Source organism: Actinomycetota bacterium (genome assembly GCA_023488435.1).
Classification (GTDB): Bacteria; Actinomycetota; Coriobacteriia; order Anaerosomatales; family UBA912; genus UBA912.
Genome location: JAMDCK010000040.1, coordinates 18,961 through 42,914, shown reverse-complemented (window position 1 = coordinate 42,914; position 23,954 = coordinate 18,961). Strand labels below are relative to the sequence as shown.

20 protein-coding genes and 2 tRNA genes are annotated in these 23,954 nt (G+C 59.2%); 1 reads left to right on the top strand and 21 read right to left on the bottom strand.

Annotation, left to right across the window (positions count from 1 at the left end):
• Positions 1-17 precede the first annotated feature (17 nt).
• Positions 18-92 (bottom strand) — tRNA-Ile (locus M1617_06275).
• Positions 93-276: 184 nt separating this feature from the next.
• On the opposite strand from M1617_06275, the gene M1617_06270 reads away from it, so the two are divergent.
• Positions 277-351 (top strand) — tRNA-Asn (locus tag M1617_06270).
• Between the two features lie 48 nt (positions 352-399).
• Here the strand turns inward: M1617_06270 and rpoD are convergent.
• From rpoD to M1617_06170, 20 genes are all read right to left on the bottom strand, one after another.
• Positions 400-1,782, bottom strand: coding sequence for an RNA polymerase sigma factor RpoD (gene rpoD, locus M1617_06265; GenBank protein ID MCL5887877.1), 1,383 nt, complete (start codon positions 1,780-1,782; stop codon positions 400-402).
• 7 nt (positions 1,783-1,789) lie between these two features.
• Complete coding sequence (gene dnaG, locus M1617_06260; protein MCL5887876.1) at positions 1,790-3,628, bottom strand: DNA primase; 1,839 nt, start codon at positions 3,626-3,628, stop codon at positions 1,790-1,792.
• 153 nt (positions 3,629-3,781) lie between these two features.
• Positions 3,782-5,899 (bottom strand): sodium-translocating pyrophosphatase, encoded by a 2,118-nt coding sequence (locus M1617_06255; GenBank protein ID MCL5887875.1) that lies wholly within the window; start codon positions 5,897-5,899, stop codon positions 3,782-3,784.
• A 98-nt stretch (positions 5,900-5,997) separates the two neighbouring features.
• Entirely contained in the window at positions 5,998-7,032 is a 1,035-nt protein-coding gene (locus tag M1617_06250; GenBank protein ID MCL5887874.1) for a deoxyguanosinetriphosphate triphosphohydrolase, read from the bottom strand.
• 10 nt (positions 7,033-7,042) lie between these two features.
• Complete coding sequence (locus tag M1617_06245) at positions 7,043-7,387, bottom strand: hypothetical protein (GenBank protein MCL5887873.1); 345 nt, start codon at positions 7,385-7,387, stop codon at positions 7,043-7,045.
• A gap of 62 nt (positions 7,388-7,449) precedes the next feature.
• On the bottom strand, positions 7,450-10,104 hold the full coding sequence (gene ppdK, locus M1617_06240; GenBank protein MCL5887872.1) for a pyruvate, phosphate dikinase: 2,655 nt from the start codon (positions 10,102-10,104) through the stop codon (positions 7,450-7,452).
• A gap of 144 nt (positions 10,105-10,248) precedes the next feature.
• Positions 10,249-11,067: a kinase/pyrophosphorylase gene (locus M1617_06235; GenBank protein MCL5887871.1), complete on the bottom strand. Its 819-nt coding sequence runs from the start codon at positions 11,065-11,067 to the stop codon at positions 10,249-10,251.
• A gap of 5 nt (positions 11,068-11,072) precedes the next feature.
• Positions 11,073-13,154, bottom strand: coding sequence for a glycine--tRNA ligase subunit beta (gene glyS, locus M1617_06230; GenBank protein MCL5887870.1), 2,082 nt, complete (start codon positions 13,152-13,154; stop codon positions 11,073-11,075).
• Positions 13,151-14,065, bottom strand: coding sequence for a glycine--tRNA ligase subunit alpha (locus M1617_06225; GenBank protein ID MCL5887869.1), 915 nt, complete (start codon positions 14,063-14,065; stop codon positions 13,151-13,153). Before M1617_06225 ends, glyS begins: the two co-directional genes overlap by 4 nt.
• A 21-nt stretch (positions 14,066-14,086) precedes the next feature.
• Positions 14,087-14,854 (bottom strand): DNA repair protein RecO, encoded by a 768-nt coding sequence (recO, locus tag M1617_06220; GenBank protein MCL5887868.1) that lies wholly within the window; start codon positions 14,852-14,854, stop codon positions 14,087-14,089.
• Positions 14,855-14,862: 8 nt separating this feature from the next.
• Positions 14,863-15,549, bottom strand: coding sequence for a deoxyribose-phosphate aldolase (gene deoC / locus M1617_06215; protein MCL5887867.1), 687 nt, complete (start codon positions 15,547-15,549; stop codon positions 14,863-14,865).
• Entirely contained in the window at positions 15,549-16,472 is a 924-nt protein-coding gene (gene era / locus M1617_06210; GenBank protein MCL5887866.1) for a GTPase Era, read from the bottom strand. The genes deoC and era overlap by 1 nt, the downstream gene beginning before the upstream one ends.
• Positions 16,472-16,888 (bottom strand): cytidine deaminase, encoded by a 417-nt coding sequence (gene cdd / locus M1617_06205; protein MCL5887865.1) that lies wholly within the window; start codon positions 16,886-16,888, stop codon positions 16,472-16,474. The genes era and cdd overlap by 1 nt, the downstream gene beginning before the upstream one ends.
• Positions 16,889-16,891: 3 nt before the next feature.
• Positions 16,892-18,145 (bottom strand): hemolysin family protein, encoded by a 1,254-nt coding sequence (locus M1617_06200; GenBank protein MCL5887864.1) that lies wholly within the window; start codon positions 18,143-18,145, stop codon positions 16,892-16,894.
• Positions 18,146-18,177: 32 nt separating this feature from the next.
• Positions 18,178-18,879 (bottom strand): diacylglycerol kinase, encoded by a 702-nt coding sequence (locus M1617_06195; GenBank protein ID MCL5887863.1) that lies wholly within the window; start codon positions 18,877-18,879, stop codon positions 18,178-18,180.
• An 8-nt stretch (positions 18,880-18,887) separates the two neighbouring features.
• Entirely contained in the window at positions 18,888-19,340 is a 453-nt protein-coding gene (gene ybeY / locus M1617_06190) for an rRNA maturation RNase YbeY (GenBank protein MCL5887862.1), read from the bottom strand.
• A complete protein-coding gene (locus M1617_06185) occupies positions 19,306-20,793 on the bottom strand; it encodes an HDIG domain-containing protein (GenBank protein MCL5887861.1) in 1,488 nt (495 codons plus the stop codon). Before M1617_06185 ends, ybeY begins: the two co-directional genes overlap by 35 nt.
• Positions 20,786-21,760 (bottom strand): PhoH family protein, encoded by a 975-nt coding sequence (locus M1617_06180; protein MCL5887860.1) that lies wholly within the window; start codon positions 21,758-21,760, stop codon positions 20,786-20,788. The genes M1617_06185 and M1617_06180 overlap by 8 nt, the downstream gene beginning before the upstream one ends.
• 135 nt (positions 21,761-21,895) lie before the next feature.
• On the bottom strand, positions 21,896-23,164 hold the full coding sequence (locus M1617_06175) for a MiaB/RimO family radical SAM methylthiotransferase (GenBank protein ID MCL5887859.1): 1,269 nt from the start codon (positions 23,162-23,164) through the stop codon (positions 21,896-21,898).
• Positions 23,157-23,954 (bottom strand): 16S rRNA (uracil(1498)-N(3))-methyltransferase, encoded by a 798-nt coding sequence (locus M1617_06170; protein MCL5887858.1) that lies wholly within the window; start codon positions 23,952-23,954, stop codon positions 23,157-23,159. The genes M1617_06175 and M1617_06170 overlap by 8 nt, the downstream gene beginning before the upstream one ends.

Here is a 23,954-nt window from a genome sequence, read left to right as displayed (position 1 = left end):
ATCTACACCTGTTCCAATGGTGGGCCCGGCAGGATTCGAACCTGCAACCAAGGGATTATGAGTCCCCTGCTCCACCATTGAGCTACGGGCCCGTGTGTTGGTCATTACCGGTGTTCAAGCCTGGACATTATACCAGCACTCCAAAGGGTATTCCGAGTGAACTCACAAGCTCTGAACAGTGGGTTCGCTGTCGACATCACCCATGAGAGATTTTCACTTTGGTGGTTGATACGCCGCGGATGGTTACCGTATAATCCACATTCGTTCGATTGGTATTCCTCGGTAGCTCAATGGTAGAGCATCCGGCTGTTAACCGGAGGGTTGTAGGTTCGAATCCTACCCGGGGAGCCACACCATCGGACTTCATCGCTCATGTCGAGAGCAACATCGTACCGACGTTTACTCCAAGTAGTCCTTGAGTTTGTTCGATCTACTCGGATGCCGGAGCTTGCACAAGGTCTTCGACTCAATCTGTCTGATTCGTTCCCTAGTGACGCTGAACTCGCGACCAACCTCTTCAAGGGTGCGCGGGTGTCCGTCGAGCAAGCCGAAGCGCAGTTCGATGACTTTGCGCTCGCGCTCCGATAGTCCATCGAGTACTCGTGAAAGCTGCTCCTGTAGCATCGTAAAACTTGCAGCGTCAGGGGGAACAACAGCCTCTCTGTCCTCGACGAAGTCGCCGAGCTGACTGTCCTGCTCCTCTCCAATAGGCGTCTCGAGGGAAACCGGCTCCTGGCTGATCTTCAATATCTCACGGACGCGCTCGGGCGGCATATCCATCTGAAGGCCGATCTCCTCAGGGGTGGGTTCGCGCTCAAGCTCTTGCAGGAGACCTCTCTGTACACGGATCAACTTGTTGATGGTTTCGACCATGTGTACGGGAATCCGAATAGTCCGAGCCTGATCAGCGATCGCCCGAGTGATGGCCTGACGAATCCACCAAGTGGCATATGTGGAGAACTTGAATCCCTTCGTATAGTCGAATTTCTCTACAGCACGGATAAGTCCAAGGTTTCCTTCTTGAATTAGGTCGAGGAAGAGCATTCCGCGCCCGACATATCTCTTTGCGATTGAGACAACCAATCTTAGGTTGGCCTCAACAAGCTGCTGTTTAGCATTGATCCCAACCTGCTCAATTCGACGAAGGCGCCTAAGTTCTGCCCGGTTGAGTTGTGTACCTGACTCTTCGGCGGCATCGAGATTGGCCGTAGCCTCGAGGCCAGCCTCGATCTTCATTGCAAGATCAATCTCCTGAGCGGCAGTGAGCAGCGGAACCTTGCCGATCTCTTTCAAGTACATCCTGACGGGATCACCAGTCACAGGAGGTAGTGGCGCGTTGTCCGAACGCCGCTTAGCCTTGCCCTTACCAGCCTTTGTCGGCTTCAGAACAGGGATGCTGATGTGTTCTTTTTCTTCTAGGGTGAGATCATCGTCCCCCGAGTCATGGTCATGAATCAGTGAGCCATCCGGGACAACATCAGGTGAATCTTCTCCGACATCGATTCCGAGAGCCATGAAGTGGGCATAGACCTGGTCTTGCTGTTCGGGGCTAAGGTCCAAGTCCGCCAGCCTATCGATTATCAAATCTGGCTCAAGGCTACCCTTCGCCTTTCCTGCTTTGGCGAGAGCCGCCACCTCAGGACGAGATAGCAAGTCATTATCTGGTGAGTCCTCTTTCTTTGCGCGAGTGCGCTTAACCGACTTCTTGGGCTCCGCAGTTAGAGGTGCAGCAGTGTCGGTGAAACTCCCTTTGGCTTTGCGGGACTTCTTTGATTCGGTCACTCTGGCCTCATTCTTTCCGGTCGGATTCCAGATACTCTTCTGTGCGCAATCTCTCGTATTCCTTCTGCAACGCAGTGATCTCTACGAACAAATCGTCAATTAGCTGTCTGTGCTTTAGCGAATCCAAGGTTCGCATCTTTGCCTGCATCTCAATAATTTGACGTTCGAGATCGAATTCCTTGAGTCGTGTCAAAAGCTGCTCATGGGCGCTCACAGGATTCTCATGAATTTCGGACATCACAATCGCTTCCGCGGCGAACGCCGTGAGCATCGGATCTACGGCGGATAACCGAGGGGCAAGGTCTTGGGCGCTCTCATCTCCAGAATCCAAGATTATATCAATTAATGCCGCTGCCCGCGAGTCGATGAGTCGAATAGTCCCCAAAGAATCTCGAGTGCACTCGCGAAGCTCTGGGTGACGGATAAGAAGTCCGACCAACTCTTGCTCCGCCAGTGTCTGAACACTAGGGGGACCAGACTCTATGGGTGAAGAATGTGATGCCTCATCTGCGGTATGCGAAGGGGCAGTATATGCGGGCTTTGCCCTACTGACCGCGCTATCTATAGTGACATACTTGGTCTGCAGTCTATCTGCAACATAGTTCATGTAATCCTGAGCAAGCAAAGAGCCCTTGATGGTGGCAAGCACCGAGGCGACCTCCGAGAGCGCAGCAGACCTTCCCGCAGGTGTAGTGGTGTCGTTGGACGCAAGGCGTCGATCGATGACGAACTGAATCAAGGGAGGGGCCTCAGCTAGAAGGGCGCGCATGGCCTCGGGACCCGCGGCGGAGACATAATCTGCGGGATCCTTTCCCTCAGGGACAGTTGCAACGCCGAATTGAACCGGTTGGCGTCCATCCTGGGGAGCCGTCGTCAAATGAATGAACTCCATCGCTTTTTCGGCGGCTCGAAGACCGGCTTCGTCTGCGTCAAATAGAAACACGATTTTGCTGGCGAATCGGGAAATCAGTTTGATGTGTGGCTGAGTCAGTGCGGTCCCCAAAGTACCGACCACATTGGTCAGCCCCGCGATGTGCATCGCTATCACATCGGTATAACCCTCCACAATGATGGCTGTGTCCTCTTGCACCATTGGGCTCTTGGCCTTCTCTATGCCGTACAGATGTCGTGATTTGTGGAAAGCCACTGTCTCCCCGGTGTTGACGTACTTTGGATGGTCGTCGCCCAAGGACCTAGCACCGAAAGCAACCACTTTTCCAGCCAAGTCCCTGATCGGGAAGATCACCCTCTGCCAGAAACGGTCTCTTACAGAGCCAGCCTCTGATCGAACAGCAAGGTTAGCTAGGATGAGTTCATCATGGGTGAACCCTTGAGCTCGCAAGTGGTCTCGCAATGAAGTACGCCCTGCCGCCCAACCGATCTGAAAGCACTTGGCGATTTCTATGCCGAACCCGCGGCCAGCAAGGTACTTCCGGGCGGCAGCTGCATCAGAGTCTGCAGAAGTGAGCAGTGTTTGATGGTAGAAGGTTGCGGCTGCAGCATTGGCGGCTAGAATCCGACCGCGAGGACCTTTGGCGAATCCAGCGTCGGTCTCTGTCAGAGTGATGTTGGCTCTGTCGGCAAGGAACCTGACGGCTTCAGGAAACTCCAGAGTGTCTCTTCTGATAACGAATCCAAAGACGTCTCCCCCGGCACCGCAGCCAAAACAGTGCCACAGTCCCGTAGTTTGATCCACTTTGAACGAAGGGGTTTTCTCGGAGTGGAATGGGCAATTTCCCCAGTGGAGTCGGCCTTTGCGCTTCAAAACGACAGATTCAGAGATCAGGCTCACCACATCGGTGGCATCCCGGACCGTCGCAATGTCTTCGTCGGATATGCGACCCATTGGGTCATCTCCTTTGCTGGCGGGCCGGGGCACATCTCGCGACAAAGTGCCGCGACAAACGTGGGGACCCAACACAATCTAGGGCTCCCGGCTGCTGGATGCAACCGGGAGCCACTAGAAATCGTTCAACGTACGCCGAGTGCCTGGACTAGACTACTGCAGGATGCCGCCACCCATGGAGATGAAAAGCGGCACGAATACCAAACTGACGATTGCCATGAGCTTGATGAGGATGTTCATAGAGGGTCCACTGGTGTCCTTGAAGGGATCACCGACGGTATCTCCAACCACGGCGGCTTTGTGAGCCTCAGAGCCCTTGCCACCATGCTGACCGCCCTCGATGTACTTCTTGGCATTGTCCCAAGCACCTCCGGCGTTAGCCATGAAGATAGCGAGGAGGAAGCCGGTGACCAGCGAACCGGCCAGCAATCCGGTCAGCATGTCGACGCTTAATGCGCCGACAACAAGCGGTGCAGCAACTGCGATGACACCGGGTACAACCATCTCGCGCAGGGATGCCTTGGTCGAAATGTCTACGCAAGCTGCGTAGTCCGGACGACCGGTTCCCTCCATGATGCCGGGGATCTCACGGAACTGACGGCGAACTTCAGCAATCATCGAGAACGCCGCACGTCCAACAGCACCCATGGTCAGCGCACCGAAGAGGAACGGCAGCATACCGCCGATGAACAGTCCTACGATGACGAAGGGGTTGTCGAGTCCCATGTTCAGCTCAATGCCTGCAGCGGCGAGCTGGGTGCGGAAAGCAACGAACAAAGCAAGCGCCGTGAGTCCCGCCGATCCGATCGCGAAGCCCTTCGCGATAGCGGCAGTGGTGTTGCCCACGCTGTCCAGACCGTCCGTGATCTTGCGGATGGGAGCACCCATCTTGGCCATTTCGGCGATTCCACCGGCGTTGTCAGCGACAGGGCCGTAGGCGTCGACGCCGACAGTGATTGCGATGATCGAAAGCATTCCCAGGGCTGCGAGACCGATACCGTAGATTCCGCCGCCAACAACTACTCCAGCAACCTCGGCGCCGGGGTATGCAGCGTTTCCAGCGACGAATGAGATCAGGATGGCTGCCGAGACGACCAGGATCGGTGCGACAGTCGACATCATGCCCGTACCGATACCCGAGATGATGTTGGTGGCGGTCCCTGTCTCAGATGCCTTTGCGATAGCCTTAGTGGGAGCGAAATGATCGGAGCAGAAGTACTCGGTGATCTTGCCGATGGCGATTCCAGCTACCAAGCCAGCGAGAACCGCACCGAAGAACCAGAAACGGGCAGGGTCAGAGCCCTCACGGGTGGACCAGTGCCAGAACAGGTAACCCATGACTCCGATCTGGAGGGTCGCCGCTACGTATGTGCCCATATTGAGGGCACTGTGGAGGTTCGCACCTTCCTTCACTCTCACTGCGAAGAGTCCAATCACCGAAGTGACGATACCGAAAGCAGCGATGAGGATCGGCGCAAGCGCACCGTACATGAAGTCGATAGAGGTGAAACCGTACGTGATTCCCCATAGCGATATCGCAAGAACGACCGGGGCGATGATCGAACCAACGAACGACTCGAACAGGTCAGCACCCATGCCTGCAACATCTCCGACGTTGTCTCCGACGTTGTCAGCGATGACAGCGGGGTTGCGTGGATCATCTTCGGGGATTCCAGCTTCAACCTTGCCTACCAGGTCAGCACCGACGTCAGCGGCCTTCGTGTAAATTCCGCCACCGACACGTGCAAAGAGCGCGATTGAGCTTGCGCCCATTGCGAATCCATTGACTACCTCAGGCTGAGGCTCTGAGCCGCCGAGGATCAAGAAGAGGATCCAGAGACTGACACCACCGAGGCCGAAGGACGCCACTGTCAGACCCATGGTCAAGCCAGAGCGGAACGCAACCTGCAACGCCTTGTGGACGCCTACGGTAGCCGCCTGGGCGGTTCTGCAGTTAGCACGAGTCGCCACGTACATGCCGATGTATCCGGCGGCGGCTGACAGAAAGGCTCCTGTGAGGAATGCTAGGGCCGTAAGGGGTGGCATCGCGGGCACGATAACGATGATGATGGCCACGATGACGGCGAAGATCGCGAGAACCCGGTACTCCCGTAGAAGGAAGGCAAGGGCACCCTCTTGTGTCGCCTTGGAGATCTCCTGCATCTTCTCGTTACCTGGATCCTGCTTGAGCACCCATGATGCGAGAAACAGGGCGACCGCAATGCCGAAAAGTGCGGCACCGGGCGCTAGCCAACCAATCCATGCTTCCATTTAGATGGATCTCCTTCCCCAACAACGACGTGGATTACATTGGGAGTGATTCTATTGGAACATCAACGGTTGGGCAACACCGTTCGGACCGACCCGATCTAAAACATCCAGCTTCGCGGCATGAAGATCGTTTCAAACTGCCGCAAGGCGAAGCGATCGGTCATACCTGAGACATAATCGACTACAGCCTGAGGGAGATCCTCCGGATTCACTGGACGATGTTCGGCAGGTAGCGCCTCTGGGTTCTGCATGTAGTGCCCAAAGAGCGATTTAACGATGCCGTGGGCCTTCGGTTCCTCGACCTTGGCAACGCTGGAGAAGTACACGTTGTCGAACAGCCAATGCCTCAGCTCGAGCATCGCTTCCCAGACTAGCGGCGTCATGGTGATTTCCGAGGCACCGTCACTTGCATCCATCAGGGCATTCACCAGGGTAGTGATCCGAGTGTCGTGTCTATGGCCGAGCACTTCAGTCAGGTGAGCCGGCAGATCACTTTCATCGATCACATTGCCTCGGATAGCATCGTCGATATCGTGGTTGATGTAAGCGATTCGATCCGCGATAGCCACTATCTGCCCTTCCATGGTGGATGCTTTGAGGGAACCGCTATGGTTGGCGATCCCGTCTCGGACCTCCCAGGTCAGATTGAGTCCCTTGCCGCCGAACTCAAGGTGCTCTACTACGCGCAGCGACTGGAAATTGTGCCTGAAGCTCCGTGGTGCGCCGGGAAATTCTGGACCGAGGGCGTGCAGGCACTCGGTCAGGGCATCCTCGCCGATGTGCCCGAACGGCGTGTGCCCCAGATCGTGGGCAAGAGCAACCGCCTCTGCGAGGTCCTCGTTCAAGCGTAAAGCGCGGGCAATGGAGCGGGATATCTGCGCAACCTCGAGTGTGTGGGTTAAGCGAGTGCGATAGTGGTCCCCCTCGGGCGAGAGGAAGACCTGCGTCTTGTGCGAGAGTCTCCTGAATGCTTTGCAGTGAAGGATCCTATCGCGGTCGCGCTGGAACTCGGTTCTATACAGATCCGGTGAAGCCTCTACTGCGCGACCCTTCGTCTCGGAGGATAAAGTGGCATGAACCTGCAAGCGCAGGCGTTCTTCGGACTCGTACTGTTCTCTTGTGATCAAGCTCATCGGCCGAAGCCTACCTCACTACTATCGCAACCGAGAGGAACACAACGGCTCCCCAGACCCACGGATATCGCCAACCCATCCTTCGCGCCAACCATACGCCGAGAGATGCAGGGAACACTGCCAGCAATGCGAGCAGGGCAAAGTGCGGCGCGCCTTCGGCGACCAATGCCACCATCTCGCTCAAACGGACCCCGTAACCTGCGGAGTATATGGCCGCTGCGGAGCGGTAAAGCGCCGCGACCGTCACTCCAAGCGCAGCCGCGACGGCGACATCAGTCAAGAACTTGCGGTGCGTGCGCGAATGCACCTGAATCAGGGGTGAACCTGGCTCTTGGAATAGCTTGGTCCTACTCATTCTGGCTCCGCACCCACTCGTTATTCGGCTGCCAAAAGGCAGTCTCTGTGCCCTACTGATTATCAGTTGTCAGAAGAACGCGCTTTATCGGAAAGCCGTGCCTGAGCAGCGGCTAGGCGAGCCAATGGAATGCGATACGGAGAGCATGACACATAGTCCAATCCGAGGCCATAGAAGACGTGGACGCTCTTCGGGTCACCGCCATGCTCACCGCATACGCCGATCTTGATCTGGGGATTGACGGCCCGGCCTCCCTCACAGCCCATCTCGACCAGGCGTGCTACGCCCTCGTCGACAGTCTCGAACGGGTTGGTCGGAAGAACCTTGCGATCGAGGTACTTGGGCAGGAACTTCGATTCGATGTCATCACGCGAGAATCCGAAAGCTGTTTGCGTCAGATCATTGGTGCCGAAGGAGAAGAAGTCGGCATGTTTGCCGATCTCCTGAGACATCACAGCAGCGCGGGGTAGCTCGATCATGGTGCCGATCGGGATGTCGACAGCTACTCCGAACTCAGCGCTCACCTTATCGATCACCGCGACGGTCTCCTGGCGAAGGATTGACAGCTCTGCCTCGAGAGATACCAGCGGTATCATGATCTCAGGGCGCGGATCCTTGCCTGCAGCTTTGAGCTGGCAAGCAGCCGCTGTGATAGCCCTGACCTGCATCGCGTAGAGTTCGGGGAACATGATGCCAAGCCGGCATCCGCGAAGCCCGAGCATCGGATTCATCTCCGACATAGAATCGATCTGGGCAAGCAGCCTACGCATCTCGGCGATCTCACTCTGGGGTGCACCCTTGTTCTCGGCGCGCACGATTTCGACTTCGAGCTCCCTAGGCGAGTCAAGGAACTCGTGCAGCGGAGGATCCAGCAGGCGAACTGTGACAGGCAATCCGTCCATCGCATCGAAGATGCCGAGGAAATCCTCGACCTGCGCCGCAAGGAGATCCGAAAGCGCCTCTTCGCGCACAGCACGACTGTCGGCGAGTATGAAACGCTGCAGGATGCTCTTGCGCTCGCCGAGAAACATGTGCTCGGTACGGCACAAACCGATACCGGCGGCGCCGAATTCGCGTCCAAGCGCAGCGTCTTCGGGCATGTCTGCATTTGCGCGGACGCCTGTGACTCGGAACTCATCGGCCCATGAGAGGACCGTGTGAAAATCACCGCTGACCTCAGGCTCAACCAAAGGCACAGCTCCGAGCACGACGATGCCAGTGGTGCCATCGAGCGAGATGATATCCCCCTTCTTGAGCACGACATCGGACTCGAAGACCTCGGCGATCCCACGCTCGGCATCTATCCGCAGACCCTCGGCACCGCAAACGCAAGGTTTGCCCATGCCGCGGGCGACCACAGCTGCGTGCGAGGTCTTTCCGCCATGTGAAGTCAGGATTCCCTGCGCAGCGATCATGCCGTGCAGGTCATCAGGGGTGGTCTCCCACCGGACGAGGATGACCTTCTTGCCCTCGTTGGCGGCTTCTACAGCGTCATCTGCCGAGAAGACAACCTCGCCGACTGCCGCTCCGGGCGAGGCGTTGAGGCCCTTCACAAGTGCGTCGTACTCGACACCCTGGTCGAACTGAGGGTGAAGGAGTTGGTCGAGTTGCGCCGGATCGATACGCAAGATCGCCTCTTCTTTGGAGATCAATCCCTCCTCGACCATGTCGACGGCGATCTTGAGGGCCGCGCGTGCCGTACGCTTGCCGACGCGGGTCTGGAGCATCCACAGCTTGCCCTGCTCGATGGTGAATTCAATGTCACACATGTCGCGATAGTGCTTCTCAAGGGTGTCGAAGACATCCCACAGCTGCTTGCCGGCCTCAGGCAACTCCAGTGGAAGGTTGGCCAGAGGGTCGGTCACCCGGATACCCGCAACAACATCCTCGCCTTGCGCGTTGATGAGGAAGTCACCGTAGTACTCGTTGGTGCCATCGGCCGGGTTACGCGTGAAAGCCACTCCCGTGGCACTGGTCTGCCCCTTGTTGCCGAAGACCATCGCTTGCACGTTGACTGCGGTTCCAAGGTCATCACTGATGCGCTCCATGCGTCGATAATCGATGGCCCGACGGTTGTTCCAGCTCTTGAAGACAGCCTCGATAGCAAGGTGCAGCTGGACGTCCACATCCTGCGGGAATACGACCTTCCCGTTGATGGCAAGCGCAGGGAACTCAGCGGCGCTGACGTGTTCGCTGACGACCTCTTTGAAGCTTGCGACAAGCTCAGCCATGTCACCGGCGGTAAGTTCGGCATCCGTCTTCACTCTGCGGTCCATCTTCATGAGGCTCATCACGTTCTCGAACAGGTCGCCTTCAACATCGAGGACCACCTTGGAGAACATCTGGATGAACCTGCGATAGCTGTCCATGACGAACCTGTGGTCGCCGGTCTGCTCCAGGAGGCCTTGTACCGAGATGTCGGTGAGTCCGAGGTTGAGCACGGTATCCATCATTCCGGGCATCGAGAACGGCGAGCCGCTACGAACCGAGACCAGCAGCGGATCCTTCGCATCACCAAGGCGCTTGCCCATCTTGCGTTCGAGGTCAGCAAGGAATGCGGCGATCTCGTCAGACAGGCCCGCAGGGAATGCTGGCGGGTCAGAGGCGTAATACTCCATGCACGCTTGGCACGTGATCGTGAAACCCGGTGGAACAGGCAGTCCCATATTGGACATCTCGGCAAGGTTCGCACCCTTTCCACCGAGGATGGCCTTCATCTCCCTGTTGCCCTCGGTGTTCTCGCCACCGAATGCGTAAACCCGCTTGACGTCAGACAACTCGATTTCCTCTCTCGATACAATCCAGCCTGGCGTGTAAAGCATAATAGCGCATCGTCGGCAGAATCCAACCGGCGCTCGAATCTAATCCGAGACGGTCAGGCCGCCCTGGACATACCGCACTATCTCTTGCGCCGCTTCTTCAATAGCCCGATTGTCGGTCCTGATGATGATGCACCCCAGTTGGCGCATAAGCGCCCTACCCTCTTCGAGCTCTTGGATGATCTCCTCGCGGTCGGTGTACCGGGGCACCCAAGTGCCGAGGTCAGACATCCGCTCAGTCCTGATATCAACGAGGATGTCCGGGTCCGTGACTAAGCCGAAGACGCGTCTCGGGTCGAGCTGAAAGACCTGATGTGGCGGGTCGATACCGGGAGCCAGAGGCACGTTTGCCACTCGCCAGCCTTTGAAGGCCAGGTACATGGCTAGCGGCGTCTTGCTAGTGCGCGAGACTCCCAGCAGCACGATGTCGGCCTCGGGCAAGCCTTCGGGGTTTCGGCCATCATCATGACGCACCGCAAACTCCATCGCTTCTATGCGCGCGAAGTACTGAGCGTCTGTCCGGTGAACAGCGCCGGCTTCGCCAGTGGCCGTGATACCCGTCACTCGCGTAAGCAGGTCCATCGACGGACCGAGAAGATCCACCCCGTTGACACCTTGAGCACACAGAAGCTCCATCTGGGTTCGAAGCGACGACTCGACCAGCGTGTACAGGAAGATGCAATGTCTGCCGCAGTGAGTCCTAACTAAAGCGGTGAGCTCTTCGGGGGTCTCGACTTTGGGCAGGCGCTCGATCCGAAATCTTCCGGACTCGAATTGCGCCATCGCTGCACGGGCTACCATCTCCCCTGTCTCGCCTAGCGAGTCTGAGAGGACGTGGACTGAGATGGGTTCATGCGACATCGAGGTCATCCGCTCAATTTGGAGAAGTCGGCGAAGCGCGCGAACAGGGCGACGAATCGGTTTAGCAGTCTTAGGCGATTGTTCCTGAGAGTTTCATCCTCGTCCATGACCATGACAGCATCGAAGAACTCATCGATGGGCTGTCTCAGAGAGGCAAGTGTATCGAGGAGAGCTGGATAATCCCTGGAGGCGAAGGTGCGATCGACAGCGGTCTCGGCGTCGGTCAGAGCCTCTGCGAGGCGTATTTCTGCAGGGCCCATCAGGCTGACGTCGGGCGAAAGGCCCAACTGGGGCGCAGAGAGGTTGAGTGCGCGTGTGTACGCGGTCGAGAGGTCGCCGAAGACCTGCGGATGGAGAGCGCGAGCCTGGGTGAGCGCCTCACAGCGCGCAGCGGCATCAAGGGGTTCAGCGGCAGTGCGGGCCAAGACGGCTGCAACAGTGTCATGTGCGTGTCCGCGGTCACGCAAGATGTTGCCCAGGCGGACTTCGAAGAAGTCCAGGACGCTTTGGGAGGTCGGACCTTCCGAGATATCCGGGAACATCTCGCTATAGCAGTCGATAGCTACCGCGATCGCAGCGGCCAGGTTGAACCGCAAGCCGCCTTCGAGCAGCATGGAGAGCACACCGATCGCCGAGCGCCTGAGCGCATAAGGATCGGCGGATCCGGTTGGCGCCTGGTCGATGGCGAAGATGCCGACGATCGTGTCAAGCTTGTCGGCAGCCGAAACGAGCATCCCTGGCAGGGTCGATGGCACAACGTCGCCAGCGAATCTCGGGCGGTAGTGCTCCCGGACCGCAAGCGCGACGGGTTCGCCCAACCCGCGGGCGGCAACGTAGTGGTAACCCATGTGTCCCTGCAGCTCAGGGAACTCGATCACGACCTGACTCACAAGGTCGACCTTGGAGTACTTGGCAGCCACAAGGGCTGTCGAGGTCTCCTCGGCAGTGGATTGGTGCAGTGCGGCGAGTTTGTCGACCAGGGCTTCGATGCGGGCGACTTTCGCACCGGACGTGCCGAGGTGTTCGTGGAAGACCGTGGCTCGCAGTTTGTCGGCCCACGTGTCGAGTGAGGCGGCCATGTCTTCGCGGTAGAAGAAGGCGGCATCGGCAAGGCGGGCACGGATGACACGCTCGTGGCCAGCGACGATCTCCTGCTGCCTGGCCGCATCCCCGTTGTGGACGATGACGAACCTGTTGACGAGGTTGCCGGCCGAGTCTTCGACCGGGAAGTAGCGCTGGTGCTTGGTCATCGCTGTCTGGATGACTTCGCGGGGCACTACCAGGAACTCGGTGTCGAAGGTTCCTACCGCGACGGTCGGCCACTCGACCAGGTTGATGACTTCGGCGAGTGTCTTCTCGGGGATGACGGTTCGCAGCCCTTCGGCGGTCTCGAAAGGCGCGATCCCATCGGCGATGAGCCGGGCGCGTTCCTCGGCGTCGAAAACGAACATGCCCGTCTCTGCCACGCGGGGGTAGTCATCGGCAGAGGGGATGTCGATCTCGCGCTGCGGTGCGAGGAAGCGATGTCCCTGTGTAGTGCGCCCAGAGGACACGCCGCCGAACTCCAAAGGAATCACCTGATCGCCGAGAAGGGCGACGATCCACCGCACCGGGCGGATGAAGCGGGTCTCACCTCGGCCCCAGCGCTGGGCCTTGGGCCAGCTCAGGCCGCCGATGAGCGATGTCAGCAGCTCTGGCAGGACCTCGGTGGCGGGTCGGCCGATCTCTTCGATCGATGCCCAAGCGTACTCGCCTCCGGCCTCGCTTCGGCGAACGAGGGTGGACACGTCGATCTTCTTTGAGGCTGCGAATCCAATCGCGGCCTTCGTGGGCGCGCCCGATTCGTCCCAGGCGGCTTTGGCGGCCGGTCCTCGGACTTCGAGCACGTGGTCTTCTTGGCTTGCGGCCAGGTCGCGGACGATGAGCGTGAGCCTGCGGGGGGCCCCGAAGGTCTCTACGGAGCCGTACGCGAGTCTATGCGCCGAGAGGGACTCTTCGGCGGTCTGCTTGAGTTGGAGGACGGCGTCTGCGAGCGGTTTGGCGGGGACTTCCTCAACGCCGATCTCAAGGAGTAGGGTGTGGTTCATGGCCGACCGCCCTCCTCCCCATCGAGTTGCTTAGGTTCGGGCGGCTCTTCGGCTCCGCGAACCTGCTCTACATAGAGGGCACAGCAGGCTTTGGCGAGGTTGCGAACGCGCGCGATGAAAGCCACGCGCTCAGTGACTGCGATCGCTCCCCTTGCATCGAGCAAGTTGAACGCGTGCGAGCACTTGAGTACGTAGTCGTATGCGGGAAGCGGGACCTTCGCCTCCACGAGTCTTTTGCACTCCGCCTCATACATGTCGAAGAGGCGATAGAGCATGTCGGTGTCGGCGAGCTCGAAGTTGTGCTTGGAGTACTGTCGCTCGTTCTCGAGGAAAACATCCCCGTAAGTGACGGGAGTCCCGTCGGGGCTGATGCACCACGTGATGTCGTAGACGCTGTCCACGCCCTGGATGTACATCGCCAGGCGTTCCAGTCCGTAGGTGATTTCCGCCGGCACTGGGCGGCAGTCGAACCCACCTACCTGCTGGAAATAGGTGAACTGTGTGACCTCCATGCCGTTGAGCCAGACCTCCCACCCCAGACCCCAAGCACCAAGCGTAGGACTCTCCCAATCATCCTCGACGAGCCTGACGTCGTGCATGGCCGGTTCGATCCCGATCGCGCGCAGGGAATCGAAGTACTGATCCAGTACGTCGTCGGGGGAAGGCATCAGGATGACCTGATACTGATAGTAGTGCTGCAAACGGTTGGGGTTCTCGCCGTATCTGCCGTCGGCCGGACGCCTAGAGGGCTGGACGTAGGCGACACGCCAATCCTTGGGGTCGAGCGTTCTGAGCGTGGTTGCTGGATGGAAGGTTCCGGCACCGACTTCACTGTCGTACGGCTGCACTACAACGCAGCCGCGCTTAGCCCAATAATCCGACAGCGCGAGAATGATCTCTTGAAAGGTCATTTGTGGCATATACCGCTACTCCTAGAATGCGTCCGTGGGTCTTGAATAGTAGTCCAGCGCCTTGATGCGCGCAGGGACATGATACTTCACGAATGCCTGCATGAGCTTGAACGATTCGGCGACATGCCGAGGATCGAGCTCGGCCGTGTCACTTGCGATCTGCTGCATCGTCATGCCGAAAAGGCGGTCGAGAAGCAATCGCGCCTCGAGCGAGATGGCGGCGGTGTCGTGGAACCGGGGCTTGCACGCCCGGCAGAGCATCCCCCCCTCGGCGAGCGAGAACCGCTGATCTGCGGCGTGGAGGGTATCGCACGCGCATCCGGCGCATGAACCGAGCACGGGTCGATGCCCATGCATCGCCATCGCCTTGACAAGGAAGCCAACGAGTAGTGCCTCGAGTCTCTCGGCAGGTGCGTGCTCGATGGCGGCGAGGCTTGCGAGCCCCAATCCGTAGAGCCTCGGTTCGCCGAGGCCCTCAACCGACAGCTTGTCGAGCACATCAACCACGACCGCCGCAGCCGTGCTCCGGTCGTAATCGCTGCGTATCCCGCGATGAACCTCGACCGTCTCGGCTTCGACGATCGTGTCGAGCGACCGCCCCGAGTAGAGCAACATGTCGACCAGGCAAAACGGCTCCAAGCGCCCGCCGACCTTCGATCCGGGCTTGCGCATCCCCTTGCCCACCGCGCGGACGTTCTTGCCTTCCGAGGAAAGCAGGGCCACGATGGCGTCGGTCTCCCCGAGTTTGGTCTTGCGCAGAACTAGCGCTCTGAGCGGGTACCTCGGCATTGAAACCCCTAGCTCCAGCGGGCCTGAGCAGAGCTGATGATCTCGATACCGGCCGATGTGCCGATCCGAGTCGCGCCTGCCTCGATCAGCTCAAGGGCCGCATCGAGGTCGCGGATGCCTCCGGAGGCTTTGATGCCGATCTCGGGGCCGATGGCCACCCTGATCGTCTCGATGTCGGCGACGCTGGCCCCCCGGGGACCGAATCCGGTCGACGTCTTGACGAAGTGCGCTCCGGCGAGGACCGCGATCTCGCTTGCGCGGGCTATCTGCTCGGAGCCCAGATAGCCGGTCTCGAGGATGACCTTCAGGGTCGCGGTCGAGTCCGAGGCCTCGACGACGGCGGTCGCCACGGCCGCCAGGTCCTTGCGGACGTAATCGTGGTCGCCGTCGATCATCGCGGCGATATTCATCACCACATCGACCTCTTGGGCTCCGAGCCCCACGAGATGCCGGGCTTGTGCTGCCTTGTCGGCAGTGTCTTCGAAGCCGAAGGGAAAGCCGCACACCGTGCAGGTGCGAGTCGGCGACCCGGCAAGTCGCTGTTCGGTCCGCTCCGTCAGGAACGGCGGCACGCACAGGGCTGCAAACCCAACACTTGCGCTCTCTTCAATCCACCGGAGCGCATCTGTCACCGGCGCAGCGGGCTTCAGCCACGTTTGATCGATCATCGCGGCCAGCGTAAGCGGGGCAATCATCAGTCGCCTCCGTCGCCGTACCCAAGCCGACGGATCTGGATGGGATCCCGTCGCCAGTTCGGTTTCACTTTGACTCTCAGGTCCAGGTAGACCTTCTCGGCGAGCAGACGTTCGAGATCGAGCCGGGCATCGATGCCCATCTTCTTGATGGTCTCGCCGCCTTTGCCGATCAAGATCCCCTTCTGCGAGTCGCGTTCGACGTAGATGATGGCCGCGATCTTGGCCACGGATCGCTCTGTCGCAGGCAAGTATTCCTCGACAACGACACCGATCGCATGCGGGACCTCGTCGAAGGTCGCGCGGATGATCTTCTCTCGGATGAACTCGGCGATCGTGGTCTCGATGGACTGATCCGACTCCATATCCGGCGGGAAGTACCTGGGGCCTTCGGGAAGCGCCCTGATGACGACCTCGAGGAAAGCCTCCAGATTGAAGCCCTCCACTGCCGAGACAACCAGAACCTCATCGAAAGAGAGGAATTTACGTGCCGAGGCGATCTGCCTCTCAACTGTGGCCTGATCGACGAGGTCTGCCTTGGTGACCAGCAGGATGCGGTGAGGTTCAGTGGATGCGGCGATATGCCGTGCTATCCACTCGTCTCCCCTGCCTACAGGCTGGGAGCCATCGACGACGAAGCACACGACATCGGCGTCGGAGACTGCGCGCAGGGCCGTCTTGTTGAGCTCACCGCCCAGTGCGTCCATGGGTTTGTGGATGCCAGGGGTGTCGACTATGACCACCTGGGCATCGGGCCTGTCTATTATTGCCCGCAGGCGAGTGCGGGTCGTCTGCGGGCGATCCGATACGATTGAGACCTTCTTGCCGACAAGTGCGTTCAGCAGTGTCGACTTCCCAGTGTTGGGGCGCCCGACCAAAACGACGAAACCGCTCTTGAAGGCGTCAGGGGTTTTAGGATTGGGCACTATCGATCGTCCTGGTCGAGGTATCCGCGTACGAAGGGCTCAGGGAGTAGCTCTTCCAGAGACATGACGATGACCTCGTCGCTCCGACCGCCCATGATTATGCGCATCTCAGGGTTGAACTCCGCCAACGCCTGACGGCAAGCACCGCATGGCACCGTCGGCGACTCTGAATCGCCCACAACCGCAAGAGCGTCGATCTCCTGACACCCGGCAGTGATGGCCGCCGACAACGCCGCCCTCTCGGCGCATAGCGATGAGCCGAAAGCCGCATTCTCGACCGCCACGCCCTGGAAGACCTCTCCGTTGGCGAAGACTGCGGCCCCCACTCGGAAGTCCGAATACGGCACCCACGCCTTGGGTTGGACTTCACGGGCGAATGCGAGGAGCGTGAGGTCGGGTGATGTCGGATTTCGCATGGTTCATCCCTCCAGGTCTGATTTCTTTGCGGGTTCTACGACGAGTTGTCGGATTCGCGCACCCTGCAGTTCGGCGACACGGAACGTAAGTCCCTCGATAAGCACCTCATCGCCGATCTCCGGTATCCTGCCAGCAGCTTCGATCACCACACCTCCAACGGTGTCGGAGTCGGACTCGATCGCGGTGCCGAGCATCTCGTTGAGGTCGTCTACGGGCAAGCGACCATCGACGATGTGCCGCCCATCGGGAAGTGATTCGACCAGCGGCTGCTCAGAATCGAATTCGTCTTGGATCTCGCCTACGATCTCCTCAAGCAAGTCCTCGATGGTGACGAGCCCCGCGGTGCCACCGTATTCGTCGGCGACTATGGCGATATGGGTGCGATCACGCATCTCCACCAGCAGTTGTTGGACCGGCTTGGTCTCCGGCACGAAGTAAGGCTTGCGCACCAGTGTGAGGGGGCTGACCTCAGCGTCTTGCAGGATCGCTGGTAAAAGATCCTTCGCGTACAGAACGCCTCGGATGTCATCGAGGGTCTCGTGATAGACGGGCAGTCGCGAGATGCCGTGACTCTGGATGACCTCGACCGCCTGCCTCGCCGTGGCTGTATCCGGCAGACACGTCATGTCCGTCCGAGGAACCATGACCTCGCGAACCACCTTCTCGGCGAAATCGCTCACGGCCTCCAAAAGGGCCTCCTCGGCGACTTCGAGTTGGGACTGCGGCTCGTCGGTGCCAAGTACGCGCGAGTCGGTCTCGGCCTGCCAAGCATGCTTGGAGAGCTTGTCGCCGATCACCAGTGCGATGAGCCGACTCCATGGCCACTCCAGCGCCACGACTATCGGCCCGCCGAGGAGGACAACGCGGGATGACATTCCGGCGAACCTGAGCGCCACACCTTCGGGGTTCTGGACCGCGATCGTCCTGGGAAGCGTTTGGGCGATGGAGAACACGAAAGCCGCCGAGAAGACACCGCCAACCAGCAAAGCGAGGGTCAACGGGAGTCCCTGAGCACGTGTGACCCACAGGGCGACCGCGGCCGCCACGCCCACGTAGGCGGCGCCAGAGAATAGCGCTGCCGTGGCGCGCAACTTGTGCGGCGAGGCGGTCAGATCGAGTAGTGCCGAGGCTCCCGGACGATCGGATTCGGCTAGTCGAGCGATCCTGCTGCTCGAAAGCAGTGAGCTAGCGGCTTCTTCGGCGGCCAGAAGTGCGGCCACCAAGCTGAGTACGAGTGCCAAACCTGATGCAATCATCGATTCCACTACCGGAAACTACCTCCCCTTTTCTAAAGCCAGAATACCTGAAACAACAACGTTGTGACGAGAAATGCGAGCGCGGCACCGAGGGCGGTCTGTGCTATCGAGTGGTATCCGGCTTCGATGCGGCTCTGTGCAACGAGCGCTACGAGGAAGAAGGCGATAAGTGTGATGCTTCCCGACAGTGTCATGTAGCCGATCGATGTGGCGGCTGCAGTAGCAAGGGCAGTGTGTCCACTCGGCCAACCGCCGCGAAGGAAGCTTCCTTCCTTCCGAAGGGCTTTGATAACGATGACCAGGAGGCCCGTTGCCGTCAATGCGATGAGCGTAACGTGCACGGGAGATTGTCTGACAAGATGCACGTTTGCGTCGAGGAGCATGGACACGCGATCGAAGAAGACAAGGTAAGCGATGGCCAGAGCATTAAGGCTCGTGACCAGAACCGCACCCGCTGCGATGTCCTTCGAAACCTTCGCCATCGGATCGAAGCCTTCCGTCGCCACGTCCACTGCGGCTTCGATAGCTGTGTTGAGTAGCTCCGTCGTGACCACAAGGGTCACAGCGAAGAGAAGCGCAACGAGCTCCCAGCGAGCGACGTCGAGAATGAGTGCCGCAGCGAACACCAATCCGGCGGCGGCGGCGTGAAGCCGCATGTTGCGCTGAGTCCGCAAGGAGTACACGATGCCTGCGATCGCGTAGTTGAAACTCCATAGAAGAGAACCGCTTCTCACCTGGGTATCTACCAGTCCTGAAGTCTGGAGTAGGACGACAACAGCTCACTTTCGCGGCTTTGCATGACCTGTGCCGCAGCGTCATCCTCGTGATCATAGCCGAGAAGGTGCAAGATGCCGTGGATCGTAAGTACGTTGAGTTCATGTTCGATCGTATGACCAAGTTCGCGCGCGTTCACTTCGGCTACCTGCGGTGCGATGAGCACGTCTCCAAGAGTGACGGGCTCGTCGCCAGCGACCGGACATGGATCGTCGCACCCGAAGGCGAGTACATCCGTAGGTGCCGCAATCCCACGATAGCGCTCATTGAGTGCGGACATCTCGTCGACGTCGATCAAAGCCAACGACAATTCGGCCGAGTCGATGACTTCCTCTTCGACCAAGACGAAGCTGGCGAGACGCTCGAAGGCCGAAAGGTCCAGCGGCTCAGGTTCGCGATGGCTCGATACTCTTATCTGCATGCTCTAACCTCACTGCTCTGGGCTCGTAGTATTCGTTCCTTGAATGATAAGCGGACGACAACATCTTCGAATAGACCTGCACGACCGCCTCGATGTCAGCCAAGGTGAGCTGGGAGTCGATAAGCTGACCGTCGGCCATCTTGACCTCGATGACCCGCCGAACAGCTGCCTCGATCCTTGCCGAGGTCGGTTTCTTGACAGTCTTAGCGACGGCTTCGGCGCAGTCAGCCAGCATCACGAGTGCGGCCTCGCGGGATCGCGGGAGGTGACCATCGTAGCGGAAGTCAGCCTCGAGGACGGGAGCGTCTCCTTCGGTGGCCTTGTTGTAGAAGTAGGTGACAAGAGAGGTCCCATGATGCTGTTGGATGATGTCGATGACTTCATAAGGCAGACGATGGGCACGGGCCAACTCGACGCCTTCCCTGACGTGCGCAGTAATGATCAGCGCCGAGAGAGAGGGCAATCTTGACTCATGAGGATTCAATCCCGATGTTTGGTTCTCCACGAAGAAGTCGGGGCGTTTGATCTTGCCGACATCATGATAGTAGGCTCCAGCCCGAGCCAGCAAAGGGCGCGCACCGATCTTTTGGGCAGCCGTCTCGGCAAGATTACCCGTCATCATCGAGTGCGAGTAAGTGCCGGGCGCCTTCAAGGCAAGCTCACGAAGGAGAGGATGGGCTGGGTCCGTCATTTCCATTAGGCTCACATCCGTGGTGATACCGAATGCCTTCTCAAGGAACGGCCTCGACCCATAACCCAGCACCACCGTCAGGACTCCACCGATTATGCCGTGACCGGCCGAGATGATTCCTGCTGTGAGAGGCGCTCCTGTGGAGAGCGCCTGTAGAAGCGCCGCCCCGAGTCCGGCGGCAGACAACATACCTGCAGACTTGAACAGTGCGTGACGCTGCGTCATCAGCGAAGCGGCACCGACGCCAAAAAGGCTCCATACAAGAATGCCGACCAATGCTGTACCTTCGGCGATGCCGATCAGGGCTGCCAAACAAACGCTTGCAACGCACATCAAAAGACCGGAGCGCGCAGATACCAGGAGTGTGGCAAGCATCGCAGCGACCGGGATTGGAAGGATGAAGACAGCGATCTCGGGGAACCACAAAGTAATGGCCTGCATGATTGTAACGGTAGAGAGAACTAGCAACGCAAGCAAGAGCAGTATCCTGGGGGAGCGGTAGTTTTTGGGCTCATGCCAACGCAGCACAAGGCCAGAGCCGACAACAAGTAGGCCGAAGATGGCTATATCGGAGAGCATCCGATTGATCGATCGTTCACCGGCAAGAAGCGAGACCCTTCCAGCCGGGTCCAACTGAAGGGCTAGTGGAATCGAAGCTAGGAGGATCACAGCGACCCCGATAGCGGTGCGAGACCACTTCGAGTTCGAGATGACACCATCTTCCGACAGCGCACTGTAGAGTCTTTCAGCCAGGCTAGCCATCCGAGCTTCCTGCTAATGCCTCTTCATAGGCGTGATATGCAGTGACGATTCTCTGAACCAGCCTGTGCCTGATCACATCGTCAGCTTCCAAGGTGACGAACTCAACATCGGTCACACCTTCAAGGATTTTCCGTACCTGCCTCAATCCGGAAACCCCTTTAGGTAGATCGACCTGGGTTATGTCGCCGGTGATCACCATCTTAGAGCCGAAGCCCAAGCGGGTAAGCACCATCTTCATCTGTTCTGGGCTGGTGTTCTGTGCCTCGTCTAGGATGATGAAGCTGTCGTTCAGGGTCCGTCCGCGCATGAATGCCAGCGGTGCTACCTCGATTATCCCGCGATCCATGAGCTGCTGAAACTTCTCGGAGTCCATCATGTCGAACAGTGCGTCGTATAGCGGACGCAGATAGGGGTCGACCTTCTCGAACAGCGTGCCCGGCAAGAACCCTAGTGACTCCCCTGCCTCGACTGCCGGCCGGGTCAGGATGATCCTCCCGACCTCCCTGCGACGCAGGGCATCGACGGCCATTGCCATAGCAAGATACGTCTTGCCGGTGCCGGCGGGTCCGATGCCGAATGTGACAGTGTTCGACCGGATCGCGTCGACGTAGATCTTCTGACCGGCGGTCTTGGGGCGTATCGGACGACCCTTGTGGGTCAAGATCACGTCCGAAAGAACAGCCGATGGGCTGCACCGACCGGCTTGCGTCATGTGGATGATGCGCTCAACTACATCGGTGTCCAGTCGTTCGCCACGTTCGGCGAGGGCGATCATCTCGGTGAGTAGCGTCGAGATTGCTTGTCCCTCAGAGGCGGCACCTTTTATGCTCACATGGTTGCCGCGAACAAGGATGTCTGAGTCGAAGCTCTTCTCCATCAGTTTGAGCAGTTTATCGCCCTCGCCAAGAATGTCGGCCATATGAATCTCTGGGGGTATGACTATCGATATCTGGGTGGACTCTGCCACAGGTGAACCTTCTACAGTATTGGGCAATTCGACTTCTTCCTCGCAAACAAACAGCGGAGACGATCCAGCGTTGCGGTGTAAGTGTTCGGTGTCAGGCTTGTCGCCCTTTTCGATTCTACCACGCAGGGCGGACAACTAACCCTTGCAGACAATCTTTCCCCTCAGCGAGTCTTCGATAACGCCAGTGAGCGAGATGTCCACAATCCCACCCGGAGTAAGCACTGCCGGGGAGCTGAAAATCACCTTCGAATGACAAGGGGTGGTTCCCTCGTAGCACCCATCTTCACGTTGTCTCTCAATACAGACCCGCTCAGTCCGACCGATCTTAGCCGCCAGGAAAGACGAGCGCATCCGCGCATCAAGTTCCCTCGCCCCGCGCGCGCGGCGGGCGGCTAGCGAAGGGTCAACCCGATCCGGCAATGTTGCGGCTCGTGTGTCCTTCCTCGGCGAGTAGCGAAAAACGTGCATTCCCGAGAAACCCATCTCCTCGCAAAACGCGATCGATTGCTCCCAGTCATCGTCGGTCTCACCCGGAAAGCCGCACATCAGGTCGGTGGTCACCGAAAGGCCGTCAATCGCCGCGCGGGCCGCATCGATCCGCTCGCGGTACTGCTCGGCGGTGTACCTCCGCCCCATCGCCTGCAGTGTGCGAGTGCAACCCGACTGCAGGGGCACGTGCAGGTGCGAGCAGATCGAGGGCGTGTTGGCCATGACCTGCAGCAATCGCGGCGTGATATCGAGCGGCTCGATGCTCGACAGCGCCACCCGGCCAACACCGGTACCTGCGATGGCGGCAAGCAGGTCGGGCAGGTCGACTTGGTCGTCCCGATATCGGCCGATGTTGATGCCGGTGACGACGATCTCGGGTGTCCCGGCCGCAACGGCTCGGGTCGCGGCACTCATGACCCGCGCAAGCGGAACGGATCTGGCGCTGCCCCTAGCGAGTGGAACGATGCAGTAGGCACATCCCGCATCGCAACCGTCTTGGACCTTGATCGGCACGCGGACTCGGCTTGAGGAAGAGATCGAAGGAGAACCGGCTCGGCTTGCAGGGAGCAAATCCAAGATGCGATCGCGCACCGCGTCCTTGTCGGCAAGTACCTCTACCTTTGATCCGAAGGCCACGGCCTGAGCAGCATCCATGCGCGCCAAGCAACCGGTAACGAGCACTTTTCGGCAGTTCGCGGACTCGACCGCGCGTCTTATGTACTTGCGGACTTTCCGGTCAGCCTCGGCAGTGACGGTGCAGGTGTCGATGACGATGATCTCCGCGGCGGCTTCAGGTGTGAGCATGGCGCCCGCCTCTAGCAGGGCCTCCGAGAGAGTGCGGGACTCAGCTTGATTGACCTTGCAGCCCAGCGTCTTGATGAACACCCCGCCGAAGTGTCGGTTCGTGTCACTCACCAACGATCTCGATCTCTGCCGAAGTCTCATCGCCGGGTCGCAGGCCGTAAAGGTGGTATGCGATGATCGCCGAAGCAACGATTCCGGCGGTCTCGGTACGCAGTATGTTGGGTCCCAGTGTCACGGGAGTTGCCCCTGTAGCGAGAAGTCGCTCGAGCTCCCGGTCGGCAAATCCGCCCTCGGGGCCGACTACGATTGCCACCGAGTCGCAGCCGGCGTCTCCTGACAGCGCAGCGTCGACTCTGGTGACGAGGCCGTCTTCGAGCGCCAGCAGGACGGTGTCATACTCCGCGAGCATGGGGATGGCTTCGGCGAGATCGACGGGATCGATCACAGTCGGTACCGAATCGCGTCTGGATTGCTTGGCGGCGGCCAGGGCCACTCTTCGCAGTCGCTCCCCGCGAGCAGCGCGTTTGGGAGCGGACAGATCAACGACCGACCGCTCGAAGATCACCGGCACGACCGTGTCAACTCCGATCTCGGTCGCCTTGGCGACGACAAGATCGAGCTTGTCGCCCTTGGGCATCCCTTGGAAGAGTGCGATCCGGGGACCTTGTCGCGGCTCGGCGATCGAAGTCACCGTACCGGAAAGGACCGCCGAAGGTGCCGATTCGAGTGTCACCGTGAGCACCCGACCGCTCGGCTCGACGACTTCGACCACCGCACCGGCCGAAAGGCGCCGGACACGGTGTGCGTGATGGGCGCTAGCCGGGTCGAGCGGGGCCTCTACTCGATCGCCAGTAGCGCGAGCCGAGGACTCCACCTCCACGAACAGACGCAGTACGCCCAT

What these genes read in the sequence shown, in the direction of transcription:
- cdd (MCL5887865.1), bottom strand. Translation starts at nt 16,888, where the DNA reads ATGCGAAATCCGACATCACCCGACCTCACGCTCCTCGCATTCGCCCGT.
- glyS (MCL5887870.1), bottom strand. Translation starts at nt 13,154, where the DNA reads ATGAACCACACCCTACTCCTTGAGATCGGCGTTGAGGAAGTCCCCGCC.
- M1617_06245 (MCL5887873.1), bottom strand. Translation starts at nt 7,387, where the DNA reads ATGAGTAGGACCAAGCTATTCCAAGAGCCAGGTTCACCCCTGATTCAG.
- M1617_06170 (MCL5887858.1), bottom strand. Translation starts at nt 23,954, where the DNA reads ATGGGCGTACTGCGTCTGTTCGTGGAGGTGGAGTCCTCGGCTCGCGCT.
- dnaG (MCL5887876.1), bottom strand. Translation starts at nt 3,628, where the DNA reads ATGGGTCGCATATCCGACGAAGACATTGCGACGGTCCGGGATGCCACC.
- M1617_06200 (MCL5887864.1), bottom strand. Translation starts at nt 18,145, where the DNA reads ATGATTGCATCAGGTTTGGCACTCGTACTCAGCTTGGTGGCCGCACTT.
- M1617_06250 (MCL5887874.1), bottom strand. Translation starts at nt 7,032, where the DNA reads ATGAGCTTGATCACAAGAGAACAGTACGAGTCCGAAGAACGCCTGCGC.
- M1617_06225 (MCL5887869.1), bottom strand. Translation starts at nt 14,065, where the DNA reads ATGACCTTTCAAGAGATCATTCTCGCGCTGTCGGATTATTGGGCTAAG.
- recO (MCL5887868.1), bottom strand. Translation starts at nt 14,854, where the DNA reads ATGCCGAGGTACCCGCTCAGAGCGCTAGTTCTGCGCAAGACCAAACTC.
- M1617_06235 (MCL5887871.1), bottom strand. Translation starts at nt 11,067, where the DNA reads ATGTCGCATGAACCCATCTCAGTCCACGTCCTCTCAGACTCGCTAGGC.
- M1617_06255 (MCL5887875.1), bottom strand. Translation starts at nt 5,899, where the DNA reads ATGGAAGCATGGATTGGTTGGCTAGCGCCCGGTGCCGCACTTTTCGGC.
- M1617_06185 (MCL5887861.1), bottom strand. Translation starts at nt 20,793, where the DNA reads ATGGCTAGCCTGGCTGAAAGACTCTACAGTGCGCTGTCGGAAGATGGT.
- ppdK (MCL5887872.1), bottom strand. Translation starts at nt 10,104, where the DNA reads ATGAAGGCCATCCTCGGTGGAAAGGGTGCGAACCTTGCCGAGATGTCC.
- ybeY (MCL5887862.1), bottom strand. Translation starts at nt 19,340, where the DNA reads ATGCAGATAAGAGTATCGAGCCATCGCGAACCTGAGCCGCTGGACCTT.
- deoC (MCL5887867.1), bottom strand. Translation starts at nt 15,549, where the DNA reads ATGATTGCCCCGCTTACGCTGGCCGCGATGATCGATCAAACGTGGCTG.